The organism is Indolivaga capnocytophagoides, from assembly GCF_036511535.1.
Lineage (GTDB): Bacteria > Bacteroidota > Bacteroidia > Bacteroidales > Dysgonomonadaceae > Dysgonomonas_A > Dysgonomonas_A capnocytophagoides.
This window is the reverse complement of sequence record NZ_AP028867.1, coordinates 4,178,567-4,201,023: the sequence shown is the minus strand read 5'-3', so window position 1 is coordinate 4,201,023 and position 22,457 is coordinate 4,178,567. Positions and strand designations below refer to the sequence as shown.

The 22,457-nt window shown below is 37.2% G+C and carries 19 protein-coding genes; 6 read left to right on the top strand and 13 right to left on the bottom strand.

Annotation, left to right across the window (positions count from 1 at the left end; translation table 11 throughout):
* Positions 1-127 precede the first annotated feature (127 nt).
* The gene (gene nifJ, locus AABJ51_RS16665) at positions 128-3,703 is read left to right on the top strand and encodes a pyruvate:ferredoxin (flavodoxin) oxidoreductase (protein WP_338373458.1); all 3,576 of its coding nucleotides are present in this window, start codon (positions 128-130) and stop codon (positions 3,701-3,703) included.
* A gap of 78 nt (positions 3,704-3,781) precedes the next feature.
* On the opposite strand, the gene AABJ51_RS16660 is transcribed toward nifJ, so the two are convergent.
* The 8 genes from AABJ51_RS16660 to AABJ51_RS16625 form a co-directional block, all read right to left on the bottom strand.
* Entirely contained in the window at positions 3,782-4,171 is a 390-nt protein-coding gene (locus AABJ51_RS16660; RefSeq protein WP_321577306.1) for a pyridoxamine 5'-phosphate oxidase family protein, read from the bottom strand.
* Between the two features lie 81 nt (positions 4,172-4,252).
* On the bottom strand, positions 4,253-4,819 hold the full coding sequence (locus AABJ51_RS16655; RefSeq protein ID WP_321577305.1) for a Crp/Fnr family transcriptional regulator: 567 nt from the start codon (positions 4,817-4,819) through the stop codon (positions 4,253-4,255).
* A 120-nt stretch (positions 4,820-4,939) separates the two neighbouring features.
* A complete protein-coding gene (eno, locus tag AABJ51_RS16650) occupies positions 4,940-6,235 on the bottom strand; it encodes a phosphopyruvate hydratase (RefSeq protein ID WP_026628130.1) in 1,296 nt (431 codons plus the stop codon).
* Positions 6,236-6,561: 326 nt separating this feature from the next.
* The gene (locus tag AABJ51_RS16645; RefSeq protein ID WP_026628129.1) at positions 6,562-7,149 is read right to left on the bottom strand and encodes a MarC family protein; all 588 of its coding nucleotides are present in this window, start codon (positions 7,147-7,149) and stop codon (positions 6,562-6,564) included.
* A 135-nt stretch (positions 7,150-7,284) separates the two neighbouring features.
* Positions 7,285-8,097 carry a hypothetical protein gene (locus AABJ51_RS16640; protein WP_338373457.1) on the bottom strand — a complete coding sequence of 271 codons (813 nt, stop codon included), beginning with the start codon at positions 8,095-8,097 and terminating at the stop codon, positions 7,285-7,287.
* Positions 8,098-8,214: 117 nt separating this feature from the next.
* Positions 8,215-9,519 (bottom strand): outer membrane beta-barrel protein, encoded by a 1,305-nt coding sequence (locus tag AABJ51_RS16635; RefSeq protein ID WP_338373456.1) that lies wholly within the window; start codon positions 9,517-9,519, stop codon positions 8,215-8,217.
* A complete protein-coding gene (locus tag AABJ51_RS16630) occupies positions 9,519-10,061 on the bottom strand; it encodes an RNA polymerase sigma factor (protein WP_026628126.1) in 543 nt (180 codons plus the stop codon). The genes AABJ51_RS16635 and AABJ51_RS16630 overlap by 1 nt, the downstream gene beginning before the upstream one ends.
* Positions 10,062-10,150: 89 nt before the next feature.
* Positions 10,151-11,566, bottom strand: a complete 1,416-nt coding sequence (locus AABJ51_RS16625) for an ATP-dependent DNA helicase (RefSeq protein ID WP_338373455.1) — start codon at positions 11,564-11,566, stop codon at positions 10,151-10,153.
* A 593-nt stretch (positions 11,567-12,159) separates the two neighbouring features.
* Between AABJ51_RS16625 and AABJ51_RS16620 the strand changes: the two genes are divergently transcribed.
* Genes AABJ51_RS16620 through rfbD form a run of 5 tightly spaced genes read left to right on the top strand, consistent with a single transcriptional unit; the run spans position 12,160 to position 15,963 of the window.
* Positions 12,160-12,984, top strand: coding sequence for a DUF3822 family protein (locus tag AABJ51_RS16620; protein ID WP_338373454.1), 825 nt, complete (start codon positions 12,160-12,162; stop codon positions 12,982-12,984).
* Positions 12,981-13,526, top strand: coding sequence for an RsmD family RNA methyltransferase (locus AABJ51_RS16615; RefSeq protein ID WP_026628123.1), 546 nt, complete (start codon positions 12,981-12,983; stop codon positions 13,524-13,526). The genes AABJ51_RS16620 and AABJ51_RS16615 overlap by 4 nt, the downstream gene beginning before the upstream one ends.
* A complete protein-coding gene (locus AABJ51_RS16610; RefSeq protein ID WP_338373453.1) occupies positions 13,523-14,410 on the top strand; it encodes a glycosyltransferase family 2 protein in 888 nt (295 codons plus the stop codon). Before AABJ51_RS16615 ends, AABJ51_RS16610 begins: the two co-directional genes overlap by 4 nt.
* Entirely contained in the window at positions 14,404-14,949 is a 546-nt protein-coding gene (locus AABJ51_RS16605) for a DUF4924 family protein (RefSeq protein WP_026628121.1), read from the top strand. Before AABJ51_RS16610 ends, AABJ51_RS16605 begins: the two co-directional genes overlap by 7 nt.
* A 60-nt stretch (positions 14,950-15,009) precedes the next feature.
* Positions 15,010-15,963, top strand: coding sequence for a dTDP-4-dehydrorhamnose reductase (gene rfbD, locus AABJ51_RS16600; protein ID WP_338373452.1), 954 nt, complete (start codon positions 15,010-15,012; stop codon positions 15,961-15,963).
* An 858-nt stretch (positions 15,964-16,821) separates the two neighbouring features.
* Here rfbD and fucP read toward each other — a convergent pair.
* From fucP to AABJ51_RS16575, 5 genes are all read right to left on the bottom strand, one after another.
* Positions 16,822-18,084 (bottom strand): L-fucose:H+ symporter permease, encoded by a 1,263-nt coding sequence (gene fucP / locus AABJ51_RS16595; protein WP_338373451.1) that lies wholly within the window; start codon positions 18,082-18,084, stop codon positions 16,822-16,824.
* A 159-nt stretch (positions 18,085-18,243) separates the two neighbouring features.
* The gene (locus tag AABJ51_RS16590; protein ID WP_338373450.1) at positions 18,244-19,167 is read right to left on the bottom strand and encodes an amidohydrolase family protein; all 924 of its coding nucleotides are present in this window, start codon (positions 19,165-19,167) and stop codon (positions 18,244-18,246) included.
* A 4-nt stretch (positions 19,168-19,171) separates the two neighbouring features.
* Entirely contained in the window at positions 19,172-20,188 is a 1,017-nt protein-coding gene (locus AABJ51_RS16585; RefSeq protein ID WP_338373449.1) for a zinc-binding alcohol dehydrogenase family protein, read from the bottom strand.
* Positions 20,189-20,231: 43 nt separating this feature from the next.
* On the bottom strand, positions 20,232-21,164 hold the full coding sequence (locus AABJ51_RS16580) for an aldo/keto reductase (RefSeq protein ID WP_338373448.1): 933 nt from the start codon (positions 21,162-21,164) through the stop codon (positions 20,232-20,234).
* Between the two features lie 144 nt (positions 21,165-21,308).
* Positions 21,309-22,310, bottom strand: a complete 1,002-nt coding sequence (locus tag AABJ51_RS16575) for a LacI family DNA-binding transcriptional regulator (RefSeq protein WP_035332556.1) — start codon at positions 22,308-22,310, stop codon at positions 21,309-21,311.
* Between the last annotated feature and the right edge of the window lie 147 nt (positions 22,311-22,457).

The following is a 22,457-nucleotide window of genomic DNA, read 5'->3' as shown; positions in this document are numbered from 1 at the left end:
GTTCAATAAAGAAATGAGTATTTTGCACTGAGGATAATTGATTAATAAACATAATCCTGCACTTAGAGCCAAAGACTCAGGTTTAAACAGTTTAAGTAAACAACTAAATAATCAACTATTACAGAGTATGGCAAAAGAAAAAAAATTTTTAACCTGTGATGGTAACCAAGCTGCTGCACACATATCATATATGTTCAGTGAAGTAGCTTCGATTTATCCTATCACACCCTCATCAACTATGGCTGAGTACGTTGATGAATGGGCTGCCGCCGGCCGAAAAAATATTTTCGGAGAATTGCTCAGAGTACAAGAAATGCAGTCTGAAGCAGGTGCTGCAGGAGCTTTACACGGATCGCTTCAGGCAGGAGCATTAACCACTACTTATACGGCATCACAAGGTCTTTTGTTGATGATTCCTAATATGTACAAGATTGCAGGAGAGCTGTTGCCTTCTGTATTTCATGTATCAGCCCGTGCACTTGCGGCTCAGGCTCTATCAATATTCGGAGACCATCAAGACGTTATGGCTGCACGCCAGACAGGTTTTGCGATGTTCTTCTCAGGTTCTGTACAAGAAGTAATGGATCTTTCAGCTGTTCCTCATTTGGCAACACTCGAAGCTCGTATTCCTTTTATGAATATTTTTGACGGATTCCGTACTTCTCACGAAATACAGAAAGTCGAATTGATGGATCAGGAAGACCTAATTCCTCTTATTGATCAAAAAGCTCTTAAAGAATTCAGAGAGAGAGCTCTTAATCCAGAAAAACCGGTAACAAGAGGTACTGCTCAGAATGATGATATTTACTTCCAATCTCGTGAAGCATCTAATAAATATTATGATGCTGTACCTGAGATTGTTGAAAAATATCTGACTGAAATAGCAAAAATCACAGGACGTAAATATGGTTTATTTGATTACTACGGAGCAGAAGATGCAGAAAGAGTAATTATCGCTATGGGTTCTGTTACAGAAGCCATTAAAGAAACTGTTGACTTCCTTAACGAAAAAGGTGAAAAAGTTGGTCTTGTTGCAGTTCACTTATACCGTCCGTTCAAGGCTGAAGCATTCATGGCTGCTGTTCCTAAAACAGCTAAAAGAATCGCAGTTCTTGACCGTACTAAAGAACCTGGAGCTCTAGGACAACCTCTTTATTTAGATGTTAAAGACTGTTTCTACGGAAAAGAAGATGCTCCGACTATTGTCGGTGGTATTTATGGTTTGTCTTCAAAAGACACCACTCCTTCTCAAATTATGTCTGTATACGAAAATCTTGCGATGAATCTTCCTAAGAATGATTTCACAATCGGTATCGTAGACGACGTTACTTTCAAATCACTTCCATTGAAAGATGAAGTTTCTGTAGATGATTCAAACTACGAAGCAAAATTCTATGGATTAGGATCTGACGGTACAGTAGGAGCAAATAAAAATACTGTAAAAATCATCGGTGAAAATACCAACAAATATTGTCAGGCATACTTTGCTTATGACTCTAAAAAATCAGGAGGTTTCACATCATCTCACCTTCGTTTTGGTGATCACCCAATCCGTTCTACCTATTTGGTTAACACACCAAACTTCGTAGCATGCCACGTTCCTGCTTATCTACATCTTTATGATGTAACTAAAGGGTTGAAGAAAAACGGAACTTTCCTTCTTAACTCTGTATGGAGTAAGGAAGATGTAGGCAACTATTTACCTGATAATGTAAAAAAATATCTTGCTGTTAACAACATCAATTTCTATATCATCAATGCAACTAAAATTGCGACAGAAATTGGTCTTGGAGGACGTACAAATACAATTCTTCAATCTGCATTCTTCAAGATTTCTAATGTAATTCCCTACGAATTAGCAGTAGAACAAATGAAGAAATTCATCGTTAAGTCTTATGGACGTAAAGGTGAAGATGTAATCAATAAGAACTATGCGGCAGTTGACAGAGGTATCGAAATTGAAAAAGTAGAAGTACCTGCAGAATGGGCAAACATCACAGTAGGTAAACCTACAGATGATGATGCTCCTGATTTCATCAAACAAGTTGTTCGTCCTGTTAATGCTCAAAAAGGATATGATATTCCGGTATCGGCATTCGTTGGTCGCGAGGACGGAACTTGGGACAATGGTACTACATTCTACGAAAAACGTGGTGTAGCTGCATTCGTTCCTGTATGGCACATGGAAAACTGTATCCAATGTAATCAATGTGCTTATGTTTGTCCTCACGCTACAATCCGTCCATTCGTACTGGATGCAAACGAACAAGCAAAAGCTCCTGAAAGTGCATCATTGTTGAAAGCTCAGGGAAAACAATTCGATGGAATGGGATTCCGTATACAGGTTGACGTTCTTGACTGTCTTGGTTGCGGTAACTGTGCTGATATCTGTCCTGGTAAAAAAGGACAAAGTGCTCTTGAAATGGTTGAAATCGGAGGTCAATATCCGGAACAAAACAACTGGGACTTTATGGTTGCAAATGTAACCAGCAAAGCTCACTTAGTGGATGTTAAACAAAATGTGAAAAATTCACAATTTGCAACTCCATTATTCGAGTTCTCAGGTGCATGTTCGGGTTGTGGAGAAACTCCTTACGTAAAACTTGTTACTCAACTTTACGGTGACCGAATGTTGATTGCCAATGCTACAGGATGTTCTTCAATCTATGGAGGTTCTGCACCTGCAACACCTTATACAACTAACGAAGAAGGCAAAGGTCCGGCTTGGGCTAACTCTTTGTTCGAAGACAATGCTGAGTTTGGTCTTGGATTCGCTCTTGCAAACATTACAATGCGAGATAGAATCGAGAAATTAATGAAACAAGCAATCGCTTTGGAAGGTACTTCTGCTTCAACTAAAGAACTATTCCAATCATGGATTGATAACAAATCAGAAGCTGATAAAACAAAAGAACTTTATAAAGAAATCCTTCCGGTAATCGAAGCCGGTACACAAGAAGGATGTGCTATATGTAAAGAATTGGTTGAGCTGAAACAATATATAGTAAAACGTTCTATCTGGATCTTTGGCGGTGACGGATGGGCTTATGATATAGGTTTCGGTGGTGTCGATCACGTATTAGCTTCGGGCGAAGACGTAAATATCCTGGTTCTGGATACTGAGGTTTATTCTAATACAGGAGGTCAGTCTTCTAAATCTACTCCGGTAGCGGCTGTTGCTAAATTTGCTGCTGCAGGTAAGAAAGTACGTAAGAAAGACCTAGGTATGATTGCTACAACTTACGGTTATGTATATGTAGCTCAAGTAGCAATGGGTGCTAATCAGATGCAATGTCTGAAGGCATTCAAAGAAGCCGAAGAATACAAAGGACCATCATTGATTATCGCTTATTCTCCATGTATCAGCCACGGTTTACGTAAAGGTATGGGACATGCGCAAGATGAAGAAAAATTCGCAGTAGAATGCGGATACTGGCATCTATGGCGTTACAATCCAATGTTGGAAGAAGAAGGTAAGAACCCATTCACAATGGATAGCAAAGATCCTGACTGGACCAAGTTCCAATCATTCTTAGGTAATGAAGTTCGTTATACAGCTTTGCAGAAATCTAATCCAGGTGAAGCAAGTGAATTGTATGAAGCAGCTCAGAATAATGCTATGTGGCGCTGGAAAAGCTACAAACGCTTAGCTGCAGGAACATTCGAACCGACTGATGAAACAAAGAATCTTCCTGAAGCATAAAGATCGCAAAAATCTTATTCTATAAAAAATAAAAGCTATCCAAATGGATAGCTTTTATTTTTAGTCTATGCTTGGACCCTATAAAGTTTGCTTAGCTTTGATAACGGTTACTTCTAAGACTCTTGTAAGAAAAGAGAATTTTTCTTTCATCATATCAAATTCTTCTCCCGAGCTCAGATAACGAGCAGTACCTGTTACAAGAAAACCTGTTCCTTGATAGTCTTTATATCCCAATACCTCTTTCGAGCCTAAAGTAAGCTTTATTTGATGGTTCACGTCTATGTTCTTCTGTGTTTTTCGTAACCCATATGCCGGAATTAGTATTCTCTCATCATCTGTCACTACAAGGTATGAGTTCCATGTATTTGCAACATGAGCATCATCTGCAGTCCATGATACAATAGCAACTACACCTTCATGTTGAAGGACTTCGTGAAATTTGTCGGATAGCTTAACTGATTTTTCCATCTTATATATGTTTTGTTCTGATCACAAAACTATCAATTTATAAGATTAGAAATCTTAAGCTGGTTTAAGAAAGCTTTCAGATCATAAATTTTTCTTCCGAAGTTCACTTAAATATTCAGGTGTTAACCCCAAAAAAGAGGCTAGCATATATTGAGGAACTCTTTGTATGAAATCCGGAAAAGCCCCTTTAAAATGCAAGTACATATCTTCTTTTGACATCTCAAAAATCAATTTCAAACGAAATTGAGATGCTGCTAAAGCTCTTTGATACATCTGCCTAAAGTAACGCTCCAATATTGGATATTCCATCAAAAGCTTTTCATAGTTTAAACTACTGATTGCCAATATTTCGGAGTCTTCTACTGCCTGAATACAATAATCAGATGGAGACTGATTCATCAATCCTGAATAATCTGTTATCCACCAATTTTCTAACGCAAACTGAGTAATCTGTTCAGACCCGTTATCCCGATAAAAGTACATTCTAAGACATCCTCTATTCACAAAATAGTAGTACTTGCAAACCTCCCCCTGTTCCAATAAGGAAGTCTTCTTCCTGATCTTTCTAACCTCAAAATATTTATAGAGATCGATACTTACCTCAGTCAAACCGAGATAATGGCTGATATGTTTGATTAGCTTATCCATTCAAATACAGAATATCCAATTATTTATCTCACAAGCCACCTATCCTCAATATAAGAAAGAAGGGCGGAAACGATCCAGCTTCCACCCTTCTTGTTGTTATAAAGAAATTTCTTAATTTTCTTATTTCACGCGTTGTACGCGTTTGTAACCATAAACAGCTTTTGAACCAAGTTCTTCTTCGATACGAAGTAGTTGGTTGTATTTAGCCATACGGTCTGAACGGCTCAACGAACCTGTTTTGATTTGTCCTGAGTTAGTAGCAACTGCGATGTCAGCAATAGTAGCATCTTCAGTTTCACCCGAACGGTGAGAAGTTACGCTAGTATAACCTGCACGGTGAGCCATTTCGATAGCATCCAAAGTTTCAGTTAAAGAACCGATTTGGTTTACTTTGATAAGGATAGAGTTAGCACAACCTAGTTCGATACCTTTTTTCAAGAAATCAACGTTAGTTACGAACAAGTCGTCACCTACTAATTGAATTTTATCGCCAAGTTTGTCTGTAAGTTGTTTCCAACCATCCCAGTCATTTTCATCCATACCATCTTCGATAGAATCGATTGGATATTTAGCTACAAGGCTTGCAAGGAATTCTACTTGTTCTGCAGAAGTACGTTTAGCTCCGTTTGCTCCTTCAAATTTAGAGTAGTCATATACTTTAGCTGTCTTATCGAAGAATTCAGAAGAAGCACAGTCAAGACCGATTGTTACATCTTTTCCAGGTTCGTAACCAGCAGCTTTGATAGCTTTAAGGATAGAATCCAAAGCATCTTCTGTTCCGTTCAATGTTGGAGCAAAACCACCTTCATCACCTACTGCAGTACTTAAACCTCTGCTTTTGAATTCTTTTGCCAATGCATGGAATACTTCAGCACCGCAACGCAAACCTTCTTTGAATGAAGCAGCACCTACCGGACGAATCATAAATTCCTGAAATGCAATAGGAGCATCAGAGTGAGATCCACCATTGATGATGTTCATCATAGGTACGGGAAGTGTATATGTGTTGGTTCCTCCGATATAACGATACAATGGAATATCAAGTGCATTAGCAGCAGCTTTTGCTACAGCCAAAGATACACCCAAAACAGCATTAGCACCTAATTTAGATTTTGTAGGAGTACCATCAAGAGCGATCATTTTCAAGTCGATACCTCTTTGATCTAAAGCGCAGTCACCAATCAAGGCAGGAGCGATAACATTGTTTACGTTATCTACTGCTTTAGTTACACCTTTTCCTAAATATCTTTTTTTGTCTCCATCGCGAAGTTCAAGAGCTTCATGCTCACCTGTAGATGCTCCTGAAGGAACAGCTGCACGGCCAAAAGCGCCACATTCTAAAGTTACATCAACTTCGATAGTAGGATTACCTCTTGAATCCAAAATTTCACGACCGAAAATACGTTCGATTTTCATGCTTGGTTTATTTTTAGTTAAATGATATAATATGATACTTTCTTTCTGACTTTAGTGTAACAAAAATACTTCTTTTTTTTGGTTATAAAAATAGTTTTGCCTTTGTATTCCAATTTTAAGTATACATGTCCTTCTATTCAAATAAACCGAGGTATTTAATGATATATTTTCATGTAATAATAGGCTCAAGTTGTTATACTTGACAAAGCTACAAATAGGTATGTGACCATATTTTACTCTGTAAAAAGTACAGCCTATTACAAATTCAAACAAATACTTGGATATATTCCACGATAAAAGTAAGTTCAGAATTTATTCAGTAAATCTCATTTAAACGATTCCAATAGTATAGATAAATTAGATGTAAAGAGACGGACTGATATGGCCATTAAAATAATGCCAAAAAATTTACGCATCACATATACTCCTCCGACACCCATCAAACGCTTTACAAATGATAAATTCTTCAGTACAAAGAAGACGATAACCATATTCAGGAGGAGAGCCAGAATAATGTTAGTGACAAAGAATTCGGCTCGCATAGACAGCAATGCAGTAAATGTTCCGGGTCCCGCAAGCAAAGGAAAGACTATAGGAACCAATGTTGTCGATCCTCCGGGAGCATCATTCCTAAACACTTCTATCCCGAAGATCATTTCAACCGAGATAATAAAGATAACCAAAGCACCGGCTATCGCAAAAGAAGAAACATCCACATTAAATAACTGAAGCACCCAATCACCGACAAACAAAAATGCTGTCATTATAGCGAAAGCATATATCGATGCCTGAAAAGGATTCACATCTTCTCCATTCTTCTGAAAATTAAGAAAAAGGGGCACAGATCCCAAAACATCTATCAATGCGAATAATACTACAAATGCACTCAGTATCTGGGTTAAATCGAAATTCATATTATAAGGTATTTTTCACCTCAAAGGTAGAAAAAAATATTTTTTATTCTAGTCGAACAGGACTACAAAAACAACAGAGAGATACATCGTTGCACCTCTCTGTCGTATATTGGATATTATAAAAATCTCTCAACTTTAATTTGTTGTATAATAAGTTATCCCAAATGCATTTTGCATAACTGCTACAGCATACTTTTGATCAGAAGTCGTGTACTTTGGATACCTCAACCAGATGTATAATGTTTTACCCGTTGCTGTTTCTGACATCTGCTTCGGATTTAATCTTCTAAGAGATGTCAGATCCACAGCTATATCTTTCGATTTCACAGCTGTATCTGTACTTTCAGATGTTGGAGTTGTCTTTAACAATCTCACATCCAACACAATTGCGTCTTCAGGTAAAGTCAGACCTAAATTTGTAGGTAGTGTCTGATCATTTTTATCATAATACAATTCGATGCCTCTGATCTCCTGATCTTTTCTGATATTAGCAGAAACCGAAACCAACCATCTGTTAGAGAAAGTCTCTGCACTGTTCCCATATTTGCTTGTAAATCCGGTAAAAGCAGTACTTGCACTCGGAGTATTATCACCTACCGACCCTTCTGTTACAGATACCTGATTTGCAACTTTAAAAACACCACTCGAAGCATCTATAGTTGCATATTCAGCTTTAATAGTTGTAGAGTTTATAAAATCATTCAAATTAGCTTTATATGACACAAGCACCACATCTCCTGCAGAATAACTGGTTATATCTCCTCCTGTGATATTAACTCCTCTCGCCATAGTTGCAGCAGTAACTGACACACCACTCTCCGAAACAACTTTAATTACACCAAATTCATTTTGTGATGTTATCGACTGCTCACCTCCATCTCCCAGACACGACGATAAAGACAATCCTAAAATAGCGGCTGAAAATAAGCCCAGACATGTTTTTCTCATAATTTTTATATGGTTTTATATTTTAATATTAAGTAACAACAAGTATTTAATGATCATTTTTAGATAGTAAGATACTCGGGCTGTTATGCTTACTCTAAAACAAAAGAGACTATGACCTTAAAATCCAAATTTTACACCCAAATTCAAGTTTAACAGCCACTTTTTATCCGAATAAATAGTTTCATATTCATTCTTGGCATCAATATAATATGCCCCGCCTACATTTGTATATACCGACATATTTCCATAGATAGGATAGCTGATGCCAACAGAAGAAGTCAATGACATCTGCACGTTTTTTTGCGAGATATTTTTCTTATCAGAAACCGACGATTGAGATATGCCGCCACTTCGGTTTAACCGCCCGTAAATATCTTTCTGTATTGCTCCACCGGCTGATATATATAAGCGCAACCTGTTCCATTCGGCAATATTATAGTTAAGAGTCAACGGTATACCTAAATAGTGAAAATATTGCGCATTGTTACGGCTATAAGAAGATGCAGACTTCGATTTTATTTTAGACGACAGATAAGCATAGTTTATCCCGCTTTCGATAGACAGCCTGTCTGTTATCCTTTTGTTTATAGATAAACCAAAAGTTATCGGCTGATTATGTTCCAGCTTTACGGTTTCAGATCTGAGACTAAATTGTTGGTCAGCATTAGCCATCGCCACTACCGTACGTTTATATCCATCGGCTTTAGAGAAAGCTCCTCCTCCATTAACCCCCAAAGCTAAACCTTTGTGAGAAGAACTTACCGATTCTGCCTCAGCATTATCAGCCAGTAATTTTTCAGTTTTGAGCCCTTCTGCTGCAAAAGCATCTATTTGTCTTTGTAGATCAGCATCAGTTTCTTCAGACTTCTTTTCCTCCTGCTTCTTTATGGGAGCCGATGCAGCGAGCATTTCTTTTTTTTCAGGTTGAGAAGAATTTGGAGAAGAAAGAGCTGGTTTAACCAATTCTTCTTTTTTTACATCTTCAGCACCAATAACTCCTGTATTATTATCTTTTTCCGTATTATCACTATGAGCAAATAATATTTCAGAAGATCTTTTCCCCGACTGATTTCTTGTTGAATGGCTATCTTTTTCTATAGACGGAAGAACAGAATCCCCAACCTGAGACTCTGGAACTGCGGGCTCCGGCTCCGGCATAGGTTGTACTATTGCTACATGGTTTGTCAGAGCCTCTTCACCACCTTTTGGCAAGAATAAGAATAAACCAAAAGCTACAACAGCGGCTGCGGCCGCAGTACTCCATCCTGCAATTTTGTATATCAGTTTACGTGTATTAGGCTTACGCTCCTGAGCGATAAGACCAGACTCGATCCTCTCCCACATAAATGCAGGAGGATCCTGCTCAACGCCTTTCAGCTTTGAAGCAAAAACCTTTTTTATATGATCTTTATCTGGAACCATTATTGCTTAAAATATTCTTTTATTTTTTCTTGTAACAGAGCCCTGGCTCTTATATATTGTGAGCGTGATGTACCTTCGGCAATGCCTAGCATTTCGCTTATTTCTTTATGTGAGTAATCTTCTATTGCATATAAATTAAATACCGATCTGTATCCTTGCGGTAATTCCTGAACCATCTTCAATAATTCATCTTCAGTAATTCCATCGATATCTCCTTCTGCTTCATCTATAATATCAAGATCCGACACATTTTCGATATCATCACTGTACATTTTCTTTGTTTTATCTTTCCGGATATTCTCTAATGCAAGATTTACAAAGATTCTTTTCATCCAGCCTTCGAATGAACCTTTGTTTTCGAACGAGTTGATATTCATAAATACTTTGATAAATCCGTCTTGCAATAAATCCTGAGCAGCTTCCTTTTCAGATGCATAACGCAGACATATACCATACATCACCCTCGCATACTTTTCGTATACAAGCTGTTGCGATTTTCGGTCTTGTCTTTTGCATCCTTCTATTAGTTGCAACTCTTCCATTCAGATTTAACATTCAATTATAAGATGAATATATTTACAAAATGTTGCATTTGAAGCGTTCATTTTGCACTTATTAACATTCTTCGCGATTAAAGGAACTCTTCGGGCAGATTCACGAAATAAAGATGTTTCGTTGCCCGCGTTATCGCAGTATACAACCACCGGTAAAAATTTACACCTAAATGTTCTTCTGTTATATATCCTATATCCAGAAATACATTTTTCCATTCCCCTCCCTGAGCCTTATGGCATGTTATCGCATAACCGTATTTTACCTGAACCGCATTATAGAAAGGATCTGTTTTCATCTTTTGCATTTTAGCGGCATTAGATCTTATATCGGAATAATCTTCAAGAATATTATAAAACAGTTCACCGTTCTTTTCTTTCGACAGCCCTGTGGTTTCGGAATGCAAGGTATCTAATAAAATCTTCAACTCCAACTCTATATCATAATCGGGATGCTTTACCAGTACATCGGCAAATCTGAAACCATATAATTCCAGGGTTTTACGTACCCGTAATATCTCTACCAATTCTCCGTTTGCCAGAAAATCAACCTGATCGATATTCTCTGTCCAAAAGTAATTATTTTTTGTAATCATCAACATATCTCCTGTCGACAATTCTTCTTCCCTGTACAGTATGCGGTTACGGATACCATCATTATAAATATTCGAACGTTTATTAGAACGGGTGATCACCATACAGTCGTCTATTCCGTCGCGATCGTACATGGCGTTAATTGTATCAATCAGTTCGTCTCCTCCGACATTTTTTATATCCGGAAAATCATTCAGCTTAATCTTAGGAAATAATCCTGTGGTTTCATTCAACAGCGCATTTCTAATTTCCGTAGCATTATATAATATACCTGACCCTTCGCCCTGACGTACAATCTGAGTCATCGTAGTACTGAAGACATCCAATCCGTATCCCTTAAGAGTATCTATCTGCAAAGCCGGACTTACTTTCTGCATTACGGGAGGAAGCTGTGCCTCATCTCCGATCAATAACAAACGACAATTTTCCCCACCATATACATATTGGATCAAATCGTCCAAAACTCGACCCGACCCGAAAATATAAGAATCGATACCGTCATTACTCAGCATCGAAGCCTCATCCACTATAAACAGCGTATCCTTATACAGATTATCCATAGGAACGAAATCCGTCGCCTGATCGGAGAATCGCTTCTGTCTGTATATTTTTTTATGAACAGTATAAGCTGGATGATCAGCATAGGCTCCGAACACTTTAGCAGCACGTCCCGTAGGGGCTAACAAAACGGTTTTCTGTTTCAGTTCGGTCATTGTTTTTACCAAAGCCCCGATTAGAGATGATTTTCCGGTTCCGGCATAACCTTTTAATAAAAACAAACCGTCGGATTGAGGTTGAAATAAAAAATTCGTAATCAATTCCAATGCTTCTGCCTGTTGCGAAGTTGGTTCGAATTGAAAATTTTCAATTATTTGTTTTAAAAAGAATTTATTTAAAGACATCTCAAAATCAGTTATCAGTCTGCAATTTTCGACTAAAAAGGTGACAAAAGTTACAGCAAGATTGCACATTTTCTATTGTTACTTTTATATCTCTGTACCCTAAAGAGGGTTAGCTGCCACCTGAAAAAGCCATTCAGAGGTTTGTGGCTATTCGCCCCAAAAAGGTAACAAAAGTTACAAGATTAATGAGCAATTGTGAGCAATCATTATTAATTATTCATTCTCAATTACCTAAAAAGGTGACAAAGGTTACGCCAAAATTACATTTTTTCAGATGATACCTTTTTCCTTTTCTATAATTTTTACAGTTATTTAAAGAACTCTTTTACCATAGATAAAAAGAAAAAAAGGATCTCTGTCTCTAGATAAAAACAGAAAAAGGTCTCCGACCTTAAAATCACAATAATTAAGCTATAAGAATATGATATAGAATTTCTTTTTCTAAATTTGTATAATTTCGATGAATCTTTATAATTAGCAGATGTAAGTAACAGTAGGTATTTAATGTCGTATTTTAACGCGACAACACACTATTAACCTTACACTTGAATAGATAATAAAAGGGTCTGAGACCTTAATTGAACGATATACATATGTTTTTACCCGATACAATAGACTTCGCTCAATCTGAGAAATATGCGCTGTCACTCAGGATAAAACCTGACGGATGGTCGTTTTCGATACATGAGCCCGAAATAGGCGGAGAATATTGTTATCGAGAAGTATCTTTTTCGAAAGACTCCGACATATTAAATAACATCCAAAGGATGATATTTGACTTTAACTTCCTGTCTCAGCCTTTCAAACAAACAAATGTAGTATTTGTATCAACCGAATACGAAGTGGTTCCGCAATATTTATTCGAGAAGAAAAAGAAATCGGAGCTTTATAATATTTCACACTCAAAAAAAGCCGACCGGATACTGATAGGTGCGGAAAAAACTCAAAACAACCTCTTGCTATACAGTGTCGACAATGAAATATATCAATTCTTGTCCCGCAGTTTATATAACCCTCAGTTTTGGCATCATACGGATCTCTTACTTGGATACACAGACCGTAAAAACCGTGTTGCCGAAAAAGGAGCTAAGATGTACCTGAATTTTCATGGACGGTTTCTTGATATTGTATGTTTTGATAGTCTGGGACATTTTTTACACGCGATATCATATCACAACGAACCTGTTCAGAATATAGTGTATCATATATTAAACTTATGGGATAAATGCGACTTCGATCAGAACAAGGACTTTATGTACTTTATAGAATCCGAGTCTCCGGTATCGCAGCAAATACACCCTCTTCTTCGCGACTATATAAGTCGGATTGAATCATTGGGATTACCCAGCGAAGTCGAATTCTTAGGGGAAGATGGGCGTAAAACACCCTTAGATCTATTAATCTTATCAACAAAATGAGAATTATCAGCGGAAGATATAAAGGACGGAGAATCGAAGTTCCGTCTAGTTTCAAAGCAAGACCGACAACCGATTTTGCAAAAGAAAATCTATTCAATATACTTAATAACTGGATAGACTGGGACGGTCTGTCGGCTTTAGACTTATTCGGAGGAACAGGAAGTATCAGTTTCGAGTTGGTATCGAGAGGCTGCTCCAAAGTAATCAGCATCGAAAAATCACCCATGCATTACGGATTTATTGAAAAGACGAAAAAACTGCTGGATGCAAAAGAATTATGTTCATATAAAATGGATGTATTTAAATACATCAGCATCTGCAAAGAACAATTCGATTTTATATTCGCTGATCCCCCCTATGATTTAGAATTTTTACCGGAAGTACCAAAACTTATTTTCGAGAAAGACATGCTCAAAGATGGAGGTACTTTCATTATGGAACACTCCAAGTCCAACGATTTTTCAGCACTTCCCTATTTTTACGAAAGAAGGGTTTATGGCAGTGTTAACTTCAGCATTTTCAGAAAAGACAGTGAAGAATGATCTCGGTATGTATTCCCGTATATAATACCTATGTCAACCTGCTAGTCCGAACACTATATAAACAAGCATCAGCCGGATCCGATCCTTTTGAGATAATTTTGCTTGACGACGACTCTACCGATATTGAGACTAAACAGGAGAACGAAAAATTAGAAAGAATTCCTAATGTCAGAATATTCGAAAACGAACAAAACAAAGGACTGTCCGCTACCAGAAATAAGCTGGCTGAATTAGCCCGCTATCCATATCTTCTGTTCATAGACAGCGATGCTGAGATCGTGCGAGAAGATTATTGGCAGACGTATATTTCTTTTTGCACATCCAATTCGGTATGTTTCGGAGGGTGCGTTTATTCAGACTCTCTTCCTCAAACAGAGTTTATTTTGCGTTGGAAGTTCGGAAAACAGAGGGAAGAAGGTGTTGGAAAATATTTTTCGTGCTTCAATTTTCTTATTCCGAAGGACATATTCTGTAAATACCCTTTTTCAGAAAAGCTGAACAGTTATGGATATGAAGATTCTCTTTTTGGTATTACTTTACAGCATAACAATGCAGACATAAAGTTTATCGACAATCCGCTTCTCCATACCGGACTCGATATATCCTATACGTATCTGGAAAAGGTAGAATCGAGTATCCGCAATCTCATTACAATAGAACCGTTGCTGAAAGAAATAAAGAAAGAAAAGAGAATCAGACTTTTGAAGCTATATTATTCGATACAATATTTATCTTATCCGATAGCTTTATTATTCAGATTATTAAAAAAAGTTTTACTTCTCAATCTGAGAGGAAATAACCCCTCACTCAAGATATTGGATTTTTATAAACTGGGTTATCTTTGTAATCTGAAAACAAAGAAAGAACTTCTGAACCAATGCTGATAGCCAGACAAAAAAAGAAAGAAAACATAGCCGAATACCTCCTCTATATGTGGCAGGTCGAAGATATAATAAGGGCTAATAACCTAGACATTGACCTCATCAAACAAAATGTAATAGAAAAGTTTGATCTGACGGATGATATTAAGCTCGAAATGACCGATTGGTACGAAAGCCTCATCGAAATGATGAAATATGAAAATGTAAAAGAAAGCGGGCATTTACAAATCAATAAGAATATCATAATAGACCTGACCGATTTACATTTAAGGTTATTAAAAGCTCCTACCGAACCGGAGTACAAAGCGGTATATTATAAAACACTGCCGTTTATCGTTGAACTCCGATCCAAAACCGAAGATAAAAGCATACCGGAACTAGAGACCTGCTTTTCGGCTCTGTACGGCTTTCTACTGTTACGTTTGCAGCAGAAAGAAATATCAGGAGAGACTCAGGCCGCTATAGCCCAGATAAGCAGTTTTCTTCGACTGCTGTCCGGAAAATACAAAAAAGAAAAAGATGGAGAACTTGATCTCGAATAAAGATCAGTGACCTTATCCAATAAAAGAAAAAAGAATCACAACTTATAAAAATAGCAGACAATGGCATTTTTTTCAGGAAACAAACAGGCAGACGATCAGGATGAAACCGCAAGAAATACATTTATATTCCAACTATATCCTAAAAATGTCTTGGTAACAGGTGCAAACGGACAATTAGGAAGTGAGTTGAGACGGGCTACAGCCGATCATAATGATATACTCAATTTTATATTTACCGATGTTGCCGAACTTGATATTACAGACATTCAAGCGGTTGATGAATTTGTAAAAAACAATAAGATCAGATATATAATCAATTGTGCAGCTTACACTGCTGTAGATAAAGCCGAAGATGATACTGAACTTTGCTATAAAATAAATAAGGATGCAGTAAGAAATCTCGGTATAGCGGCAGCTAACAATCAGGCAAAAGTGATCCATGTATCTACCGACTACGTCTTTGACGGTACAGGTTCCCATCCTTATACCGAAAGTGATCAGGTATGCCCAAAGTCGGTCTATGGCAAATCGAAACAAGAAGGTGAGAGCGCTCTGCTGGAAGCATGTGCCGACTCTATCATCATTCGTACTGCATGGCTTTATTCTATTTTCGGGAATAACTTTGTCAAAACCATGATAAAACTTGGCAAAGAGAGAGAATCATTGAATGTTGTTGCCGACCAAACCGGAACACCTACTAATGCTGCCGATCTGGCAAAAGCAATCGTTAAGATACTTGATTACTCCGAAGCAAACTCTCACTTTAAAGCGGGAATTTATCATTACTCAAATGAGGGAATAACTACATGGTACGATTTTACCAAAGCAATTCATCACGATGCAGGCATTACAACCTGCAAAGTCAACCCGATAAGTACTGATCAATATCCTACCAGAGCCAGCCGTCCTCAATATAGCGTTTTAGATAAATCGAGAATTAAAGCAGCATTCGGGATACAAATACCTCAATGGGAAGATAGTCTGAGGGTTTGCATTGCAGAGTTGAGTAAATAGCAAGTTTTTTTTCGAAGTAAACGCCCCATATTAATATTGATAACAAGCATATTACAAACCAATTATTAAAGCAAAAGAGCGAAATTCGCTTTTCATATTTGGAAAATCCAAAATAATATTCTACTTTTGTATCGCTTTAGAAAAAGCACGAGTTTGTCTCATGGTGTAATGGTAGCACTGCAGTTTTTGGTTCTGCCTGTCTAGGTTCGAATCCTGGTGAGACAACTAATAAAAAAAAGCAATCGAAAATTCGATTGCTTTTTTTATTTTGCAAACATACTCCAATCACAAAAAAACAAATTGATATAAATATAAATAATGATCGCAATTATTATAAATAAAATAAAGATAGACCTGTTTCTATACAATAAGTTTCTTCTTTTAAAATAGAAATAAATTAACAAGCCTAATGTAAGCAAAGTCATTATAATAACAGTATCTACAAATACATCATATGTATCATAAACTATTAGATCATAAAGACTAAAATTGATCGCATAAAGGATAAGCATAATCCCTGTAAATTGAAAGGCTAGCGCTCCTAATATTTTCTTCTTAAAGAAAAGTAAGGATGACAATATCAGTAAATTTCCATTTACAAGATTTGACACATATGTAGACACCAAAATCCTATATGAATCTGGACTGATATAATAAATAATATAAATATAACCTTCAATAGCCTGATAGCTTAAGAAAACTCCAATAACAAACAATATTGAAGCAATTATTTTTTCTGAAAGAGTAAAAGGTGTTTTCATCTAATTGATTTTTATATAACGTATACTTGCAAAATAATATTCTCTTTTCCAAATATATAATAATAAATCGAAGAACACTTTAACCCTCAAATAAACCTTAATCAATAATCTTATACCCCTTCCACCCGTAATGAGCACAAAATATAAAACAGATCAAAGGCACAATATATGCTATCTGATATATACTCTCAAAATGATGCATAATATAAGCCGTTACCTGAGGCAAACAAGCATTTCCTACAATTGCCATCACTAAGAAAGCGGAACCACTTTTCGTATTATTGCCCAAATCTTTGATAGCCAATGAAAATTGAGTCGGATACATAATAGACATAAAAAATGACACACCCAACATCGCATATAACCCGATAAAACCTCCGTAAACACTTATAATCAGACACAATACCACATTTACGACAGAATATGTAAGCAACATATTCTGAGGTTTAAAACGTCCCATCAATAATGTACCAATCCAACGACCGAGCAAAAAGGCCAGCATATAAAAGCCGAAAAACGTCGTAGCTACACTCTCCGTCATACCTGCATAATTACAACAATACACAAGAAAGAGACTGTTGATAGCCGTTTGACCTCCATTGTAAAAAAATTGAGCGATGACTCCTTTTCTCAGGTGGGTTCTTTTCAAGACTGAGAAGTCGATCAATTTACCAGGATCCTTACTATCCCTGCTTGTTTCTTCCTCTTTCATTTTAGGAAAGTGTACGAATATAAACACTACAGCCAGAATAATTAGCAACGCAGCCAAGAGTATATAAGGCAGCTTCATAGAGGCTGTCTCCGCCTGAATATAGCCGTCCCATCCTCCGGGATAATCAAACGGAATATTGTCTCTTGTATAATTATGTCCGCTTAAAACAAACTTGCTGAGAAACATAGCCGAAATAAAAGCACCCAATCCATTAAAAGATTGAGCGAGATTCAATCTGCGGGAAGATGTCTCCGGATTTCCTAACGCCGTAACATAAGGGTTAGCTGCTGTTTCCAGAAAACACATACCGACAGCTATAATGAAGAATATAGCAAGATAAGCCCAGTATTGATTTATTTGTGATGCCGGAAAGAAAAGCATTCCTCCGAAAGCCGCTAAAAGAAGACCGAATATAATGCCTGATTTGTAGCTGAACCGTTTCATAAACATAGCTATCGGAATCGGAAATATCAGATAAGCAAGCCAATATGCAGTTTCAGTAAAAGATGCTTCAAAAGTATTCAGTTCACAAGTCTTCATCAGTTGCCTGATCATTGTGGGCAAGAGGTTACTGCTTATAGCCCAGATAAAAAACAAACTGAAAATCAACGATAAAGAAAGGAGGTAATTTTTGTGATTATTTTTCATAGAACAGATTTTAAGGTCTCTGACCTTTTTATTGACTTTGTAAGTATAAAAACAACAGATAGTTATCAATTTAATCCGTCATTAAATACTTTCTATTGCTTAAAATTTAGATCTCAGAGCATTTAATTGAGGCATCAGTAAACAAGCTTACTGTCTTTTTTACTCTGACATATTTTTTATGTATGGAAGATTAATAAGTTCTGCAAACCGATAAAATCTTTTTGCATTTAAGCCTAAAAATAACGATTTTTCGCCATCTTCTAGCAAACTAGATTTAGAAATAAAATCATAAGACATACGATAAGTTATTGCAGTAATGGTACGGGGATAATCTGATCCCCACATAAGCTTTTCGATACCAACCAAAGAAGCAGCTTCCTTTATCGCGTATACAGCTTTATTGTACGGATAAAATTCGTGGTGAAACAACCAGGTAATTCCTCCGGATTCAATCATTACATTCTCTTCCCGAGCCAATTTTATCTGCTCCTGCCAATGAGGTGTAGTAACCATCCCGAAATGCCCAATAGCTATACGAAGATGGGGACATTCTGCTATAACCTCTTTCATCTCCTGAACCTGAGAATCTCCGTCCGCAAGATCTATCGACAGAATAATATCTTTACTTTCCATTAACTTAAAAACCCGCATCATTTCATCGCATGTAAGCCATGTCCTCTTTTTGGGAGTGATAAGACGTGCCGCCGGTATTTTTATAGCTTTGAACCCCAAACCGATCAAAGACTTTGCATGCTCGAAGAAACCATCCTTCCGGGCATCAATCAATCCGCAGCAAAGAAATCTATGGGGATATTTTTGCTGCACCTGCAACAGATAGTCATTCTGATCTCCGTCAATGTACTCCTGAGTAACAACAGCAGCAGACACTTGTGCATAATCCATGTTGGAAAGAAATATCTCAGCCGTATTCTGTCCATCTGTTATAAATGGAGGCAGCATTTGACGTATTTCACCCATAAACATCGATTTTCCGTTATTCAAAGCATGTATCTTATGACCATCCACAATGGCTTCCTGCTTTAGCCAAAGGTGGCTGTGAGCATCTATTATCGTGAACTCCATACACTTAAAATTGAATGAGTATTCTGAATACGTTTCCTGGATTTTCCGCCCAATATTCTAATGCTTGCCGGGCTTCTTCGGGTTGATATATCCCTGAGATTAATTTATCCTTAGGACAGATACCTTGTTTCAGATATTTGATAACCGCCCTGAAATCTTCGGGCATTGCATTGCGGGAACCTCTAATATCCAATTCCTTAGACACAAACAACTTGGTTTCAAACTCGATATCGCTTTTCGCATATCCTATACATACAATCCGGCTGGTAAACGCTGCTTCATTGATAGCTGTCTGATAGGTATATGGAGATCCTACAGCCTCTATAATGACATCCGGTCCTTGATTCTGTGTTATACTTTGTAATTTTTGATGAATATCTTCGGTTTTTGTATTAATGGTATGCTTAACACCAAGTTCTTTAGCCAAGCTAAGCTTTGTATCGTCAATATCCGCGGCTATAACCTCTGCCCCCCTCAGTACAGAACGGATAATGGCTCCGATGCCAATCATTCCGCATCCAATAACCAATACTCTGTCCAGATCCGAGACCTCTCCCCTATCAACGGCATGAAATCCTACGCTCATGGGTTCGACTAAAGCAAAATCTTTCGGAGTAAGTTCATCATCTACAATCACTTTTGACCATGGTACTGCCACATATTTACACATGGCTCCATCACGCTGCACACCGAATGTTTCGTTAAACTGGCAGGCATTCGGACGCCCATTTCTGCAAGACGGGCAATGTCCGCAGTTGGTATATGGATTGATGGTACACGATGCTCCTTTTCTATAAATATCCGGAACCCCCGGAGCAATATCAGCTATAACCGCACCAATCTCATGACCGGGTATCACAGGAAGTTTAACCATGGGGTTCTTTCCTAAAAAGGTGTTTAAATCAGAACCGCAAAAACCAACATATTTAATCTCAACGAGAATTTCTCCCGATTTTAAACTAGGCTGCTCTTTTTCAACAACATCAATCTCGTGTTCTTTAGGTATTATTATTGTTTTCATATTTTCAGGAAGGTTAAGTTCTGGTTTATTTTTATTGAGTTATTTAACTGTTCACCCATGAATCCCTAAAGCGGGGAGCCAGTATCTTCTGAACATCTTCTAATAAATTCTTATCAAGGGCGGCCTTTTCCCACTCCAGATTTTGAATGACAGCTTCAGGTCTGGCACTACTGAATAATGTAGTAGCTATTCTCGGGTTTGATGTTGAATATTTTATAGCAAGCTGTTCTATTGGAGTTTCGCGGCTTCTGCAATATCGAGCAGCTTTATGGCATAGATTTTTCAACTGCTGTGGGGCTGGATGCCAGTCCGGAGCTCCTCTTTCGGTTAATAGCCCCATTGAGAACGGCGACGCATTGATAACTCCGATTCCTTTTTCTTCAAAATAATCAAGATAATCCAACAAGCTATCGTCATTTAAGCAATAATGGCAAAAGCTTAACAATACATCTATTGTATGAGGTGCAGTATGTTCGATTACATACTTAAAATGATTCAGATTTAAATTGGTTATCCCTACATACCCCACCATTTTCTTCTCCTGCAATTCTTTCAATGCAGGCAGCGTTTCATTACAAACCTGATCCAGATCAGCAAATTCAATGTCATGCACATTTATTATATCCAAATAGTCTACATGGAGACGTTCCATACTTTCATAAACGCTTTCCTTGACTCTCTGTGCCGAATAGTCCCACGTATTAATGCCATTACTCCCGTATCTGCCGACCTTAGATGACAGATAATATTTATTGCGGTCTATATCTTTTAAAGCTTTGCCTAATATGATTTCTGCCTTCAAATGCCCATAATAAGGAGATACATCTATAAAGTTTATGCCTTGTTCTATTACCGTATGTACTGTTTGTATAGCTTTGCTTTCATCCACAGGATGAAATACTCCACCCAAAGAAGACGCCCCAAAACTGATGTTTGATACTTTGAGGTCTGTATTTCCTAATTTTCTGTATTCCATATTATTTTTTCTATTCTAAACATGAGTCTTTTATTATTTTGTTGCAGTTAAGGTTCTCTTGCTTTTTTGTTTTTTCAGGAATAAACGCTAAAACGATTAACTTGAAAATATAAAAAATACACCACCTGCTAATAAGCAAATGGATTATTTATATAAAACAAATTCACAAGGGAAACAAACAGTCTGTGTCTCCTGAGTCTCTAATTTTGAATTGATTAAATCCATAAGAATATCTATCGACTTTTTCCCCATTTCGGGTAAAGGCTGAAGAATATGCGATACAGGCTTATCTATAAAATCAAAAATTTCGCTATAGTCAAAACTGGTTAATCGTAATTTTTTCAAAACCGAAGGATCTTTCTTCTGTAAATATTTTATCGCAGCTGCACAGATTGAGTCTGTTGCAAAAAAGATACTGTCAATGTCTTTTTCCAGCACCTTATCGATTGTCTTTATAATATCCTTCTCTAAATTCGAATACCTAACTTTCTTTATAAGATTCACATCAAGCATCTTAGCATTTTTCATAGCTTCTGTATATCCTTCCAGACGCTGGGTAAAGTGCTGCATAGAATTCTGATATGTAATGAAAGCTGTCTTTCTACATCCTTGAGACAAAATAAATTCAGCAGCCTTATATGCCGAATTAAAGTTGTCAATAATCACATAATTATTTGTAATATCCGGATAATACCGATCCAATAATACCACAGGAATATTAGTTTTATTCAGGTCTCGAATAGCATCGCTTCCATATTCGGTAGGGATAATGATAAAACCATCCACCTGCCTGTTTTTCAGTGTATTTATCATCGTCTGCATTTTCTCCGTATCCTCGTTGGTATTAGTTATGAAAACCGTATATCCATATTTCTGAGCCTGCTCTTGTATATGAAAGGCCAATTTTCCGAAAAAAGGATTTGAAATGTCCGCCACAATAAGCCCGATAGTTTGGGATTTGCCCATACGTAGACTACGAGCCAGACTATTAGGCTCATAATTTAATTCTTTCGCTTTTATCCTTATTTTCTCCGCCAGCTCTTTTCCTACACGTCCTTCTTTTTCTTTTCCGTTCAGAACAAGCGAAACGGTTGCATTAGAGACACCTAACGTTTGGGCAATCATTTTTATTGATACTCGGGACATTCTTTATTCGTTTATTAAGGATTATATTACAAATATACGCAAAATTAAACGTTTAAGCACAAAATAAGACACTAAACTCTGAACCTATCTGCAAAAATTACAGCACAGAAATATGCAACTAAACGTTAATTTATTTCCGTGCCTAAT

Excerpts from the sequence above, each read along its gene's own strand:
- nifJ (WP_338373458.1), top strand. The coding sequence starts at position 128 with ATGGCAAAAGAAAAAAAATTTTTAACCTGTGATGGTAACCAAGCTGCT.
- AABJ51_RS16605 (WP_026628121.1), top strand. The coding sequence starts at position 14,404 with ATGCTGATAGCCAGACAAAAAAAGAAAGAAAACATAGCCGAATACCTC.
- fucP (WP_338373451.1), bottom strand. The coding sequence starts at position 18,084 with ATGAAAAATAATCACAAAAATTACCTCCTTTCTTTATCGTTGATTTTC.
- AABJ51_RS16575 (WP_035332556.1), bottom strand. The coding sequence starts at position 22,310 with ATGTCCCGAGTATCAATAAAAATGATTGCCCAAACGTTAGGTGTCTCT.
- AABJ51_RS16640 (WP_338373457.1), bottom strand. The coding sequence starts at position 8,097 with ATGAGAAAAACATGTCTGGGCTTATTTTCAGCCGCTATTTTAGGATTG.
- rfbD (WP_338373452.1), top strand. The coding sequence starts at position 15,010 with ATGGCATTTTTTTCAGGAAACAAACAGGCAGACGATCAGGATGAAACC.
- AABJ51_RS16635 (WP_338373456.1), bottom strand. The coding sequence starts at position 9,519 with ATGGTTCCAGATAAAGATCATATAAAAAAGGTTTTTGCTTCAAAGCTG.
- AABJ51_RS16630 (WP_026628126.1), bottom strand. The coding sequence starts at position 10,061 with ATGGAAGAGTTGCAACTAATAGAAGGATGCAAAAGACAAGACCGAAAA.
- AABJ51_RS16625 (WP_338373455.1), bottom strand. The coding sequence starts at position 11,566 with ATGTCTTTAAATAAATTCTTTTTAAAACAAATAATTGAAAATTTTCAA.
- AABJ51_RS16615 (WP_026628123.1), top strand. The coding sequence starts at position 12,981 with ATGAGAATTATCAGCGGAAGATATAAAGGACGGAGAATCGAAGTTCCG.
- AABJ51_RS16580 (WP_338373448.1), bottom strand. The coding sequence starts at position 21,164 with ATGGAATACAGAAAATTAGGAAATACAGACCTCAAAGTATCAAACATC.
- AABJ51_RS16610 (WP_338373453.1), top strand. The coding sequence starts at position 13,523 with ATGATCTCGGTATGTATTCCCGTATATAATACCTATGTCAACCTGCTA.
- AABJ51_RS16645 (WP_026628129.1), bottom strand. The coding sequence starts at position 7,149 with ATGAATTTCGATTTAACCCAGATACTGAGTGCATTTGTAGTATTATTC.
- AABJ51_RS16660 (WP_321577306.1), bottom strand. The coding sequence starts at position 4,171 with ATGGAAAAATCAGTTAAGCTATCCGACAAATTTCACGAAGTCCTTCAA.
- AABJ51_RS16620 (WP_338373454.1), top strand. The coding sequence starts at position 12,160 with ATGTTTTTACCCGATACAATAGACTTCGCTCAATCTGAGAAATATGCG.
- AABJ51_RS16590 (WP_338373450.1), bottom strand. The coding sequence starts at position 19,167 with ATGGAGTTCACGATAATAGATGCTCACAGCCACCTTTGGCTAAAGCAG.
- AABJ51_RS16585 (WP_338373449.1), bottom strand. The coding sequence starts at position 20,188 with ATGAAAACAATAATAATACCTAAAGAACACGAGATTGATGTTGTTGAA.
- eno (WP_026628130.1), bottom strand. The coding sequence starts at position 6,235 with ATGAAAATCGAACGTATTTTCGGTCGTGAAATTTTGGATTCAAGAGGT.
- AABJ51_RS16655 (WP_321577305.1), bottom strand. The coding sequence starts at position 4,819 with ATGGATAAGCTAATCAAACATATCAGCCATTATCTCGGTTTGACTGAG.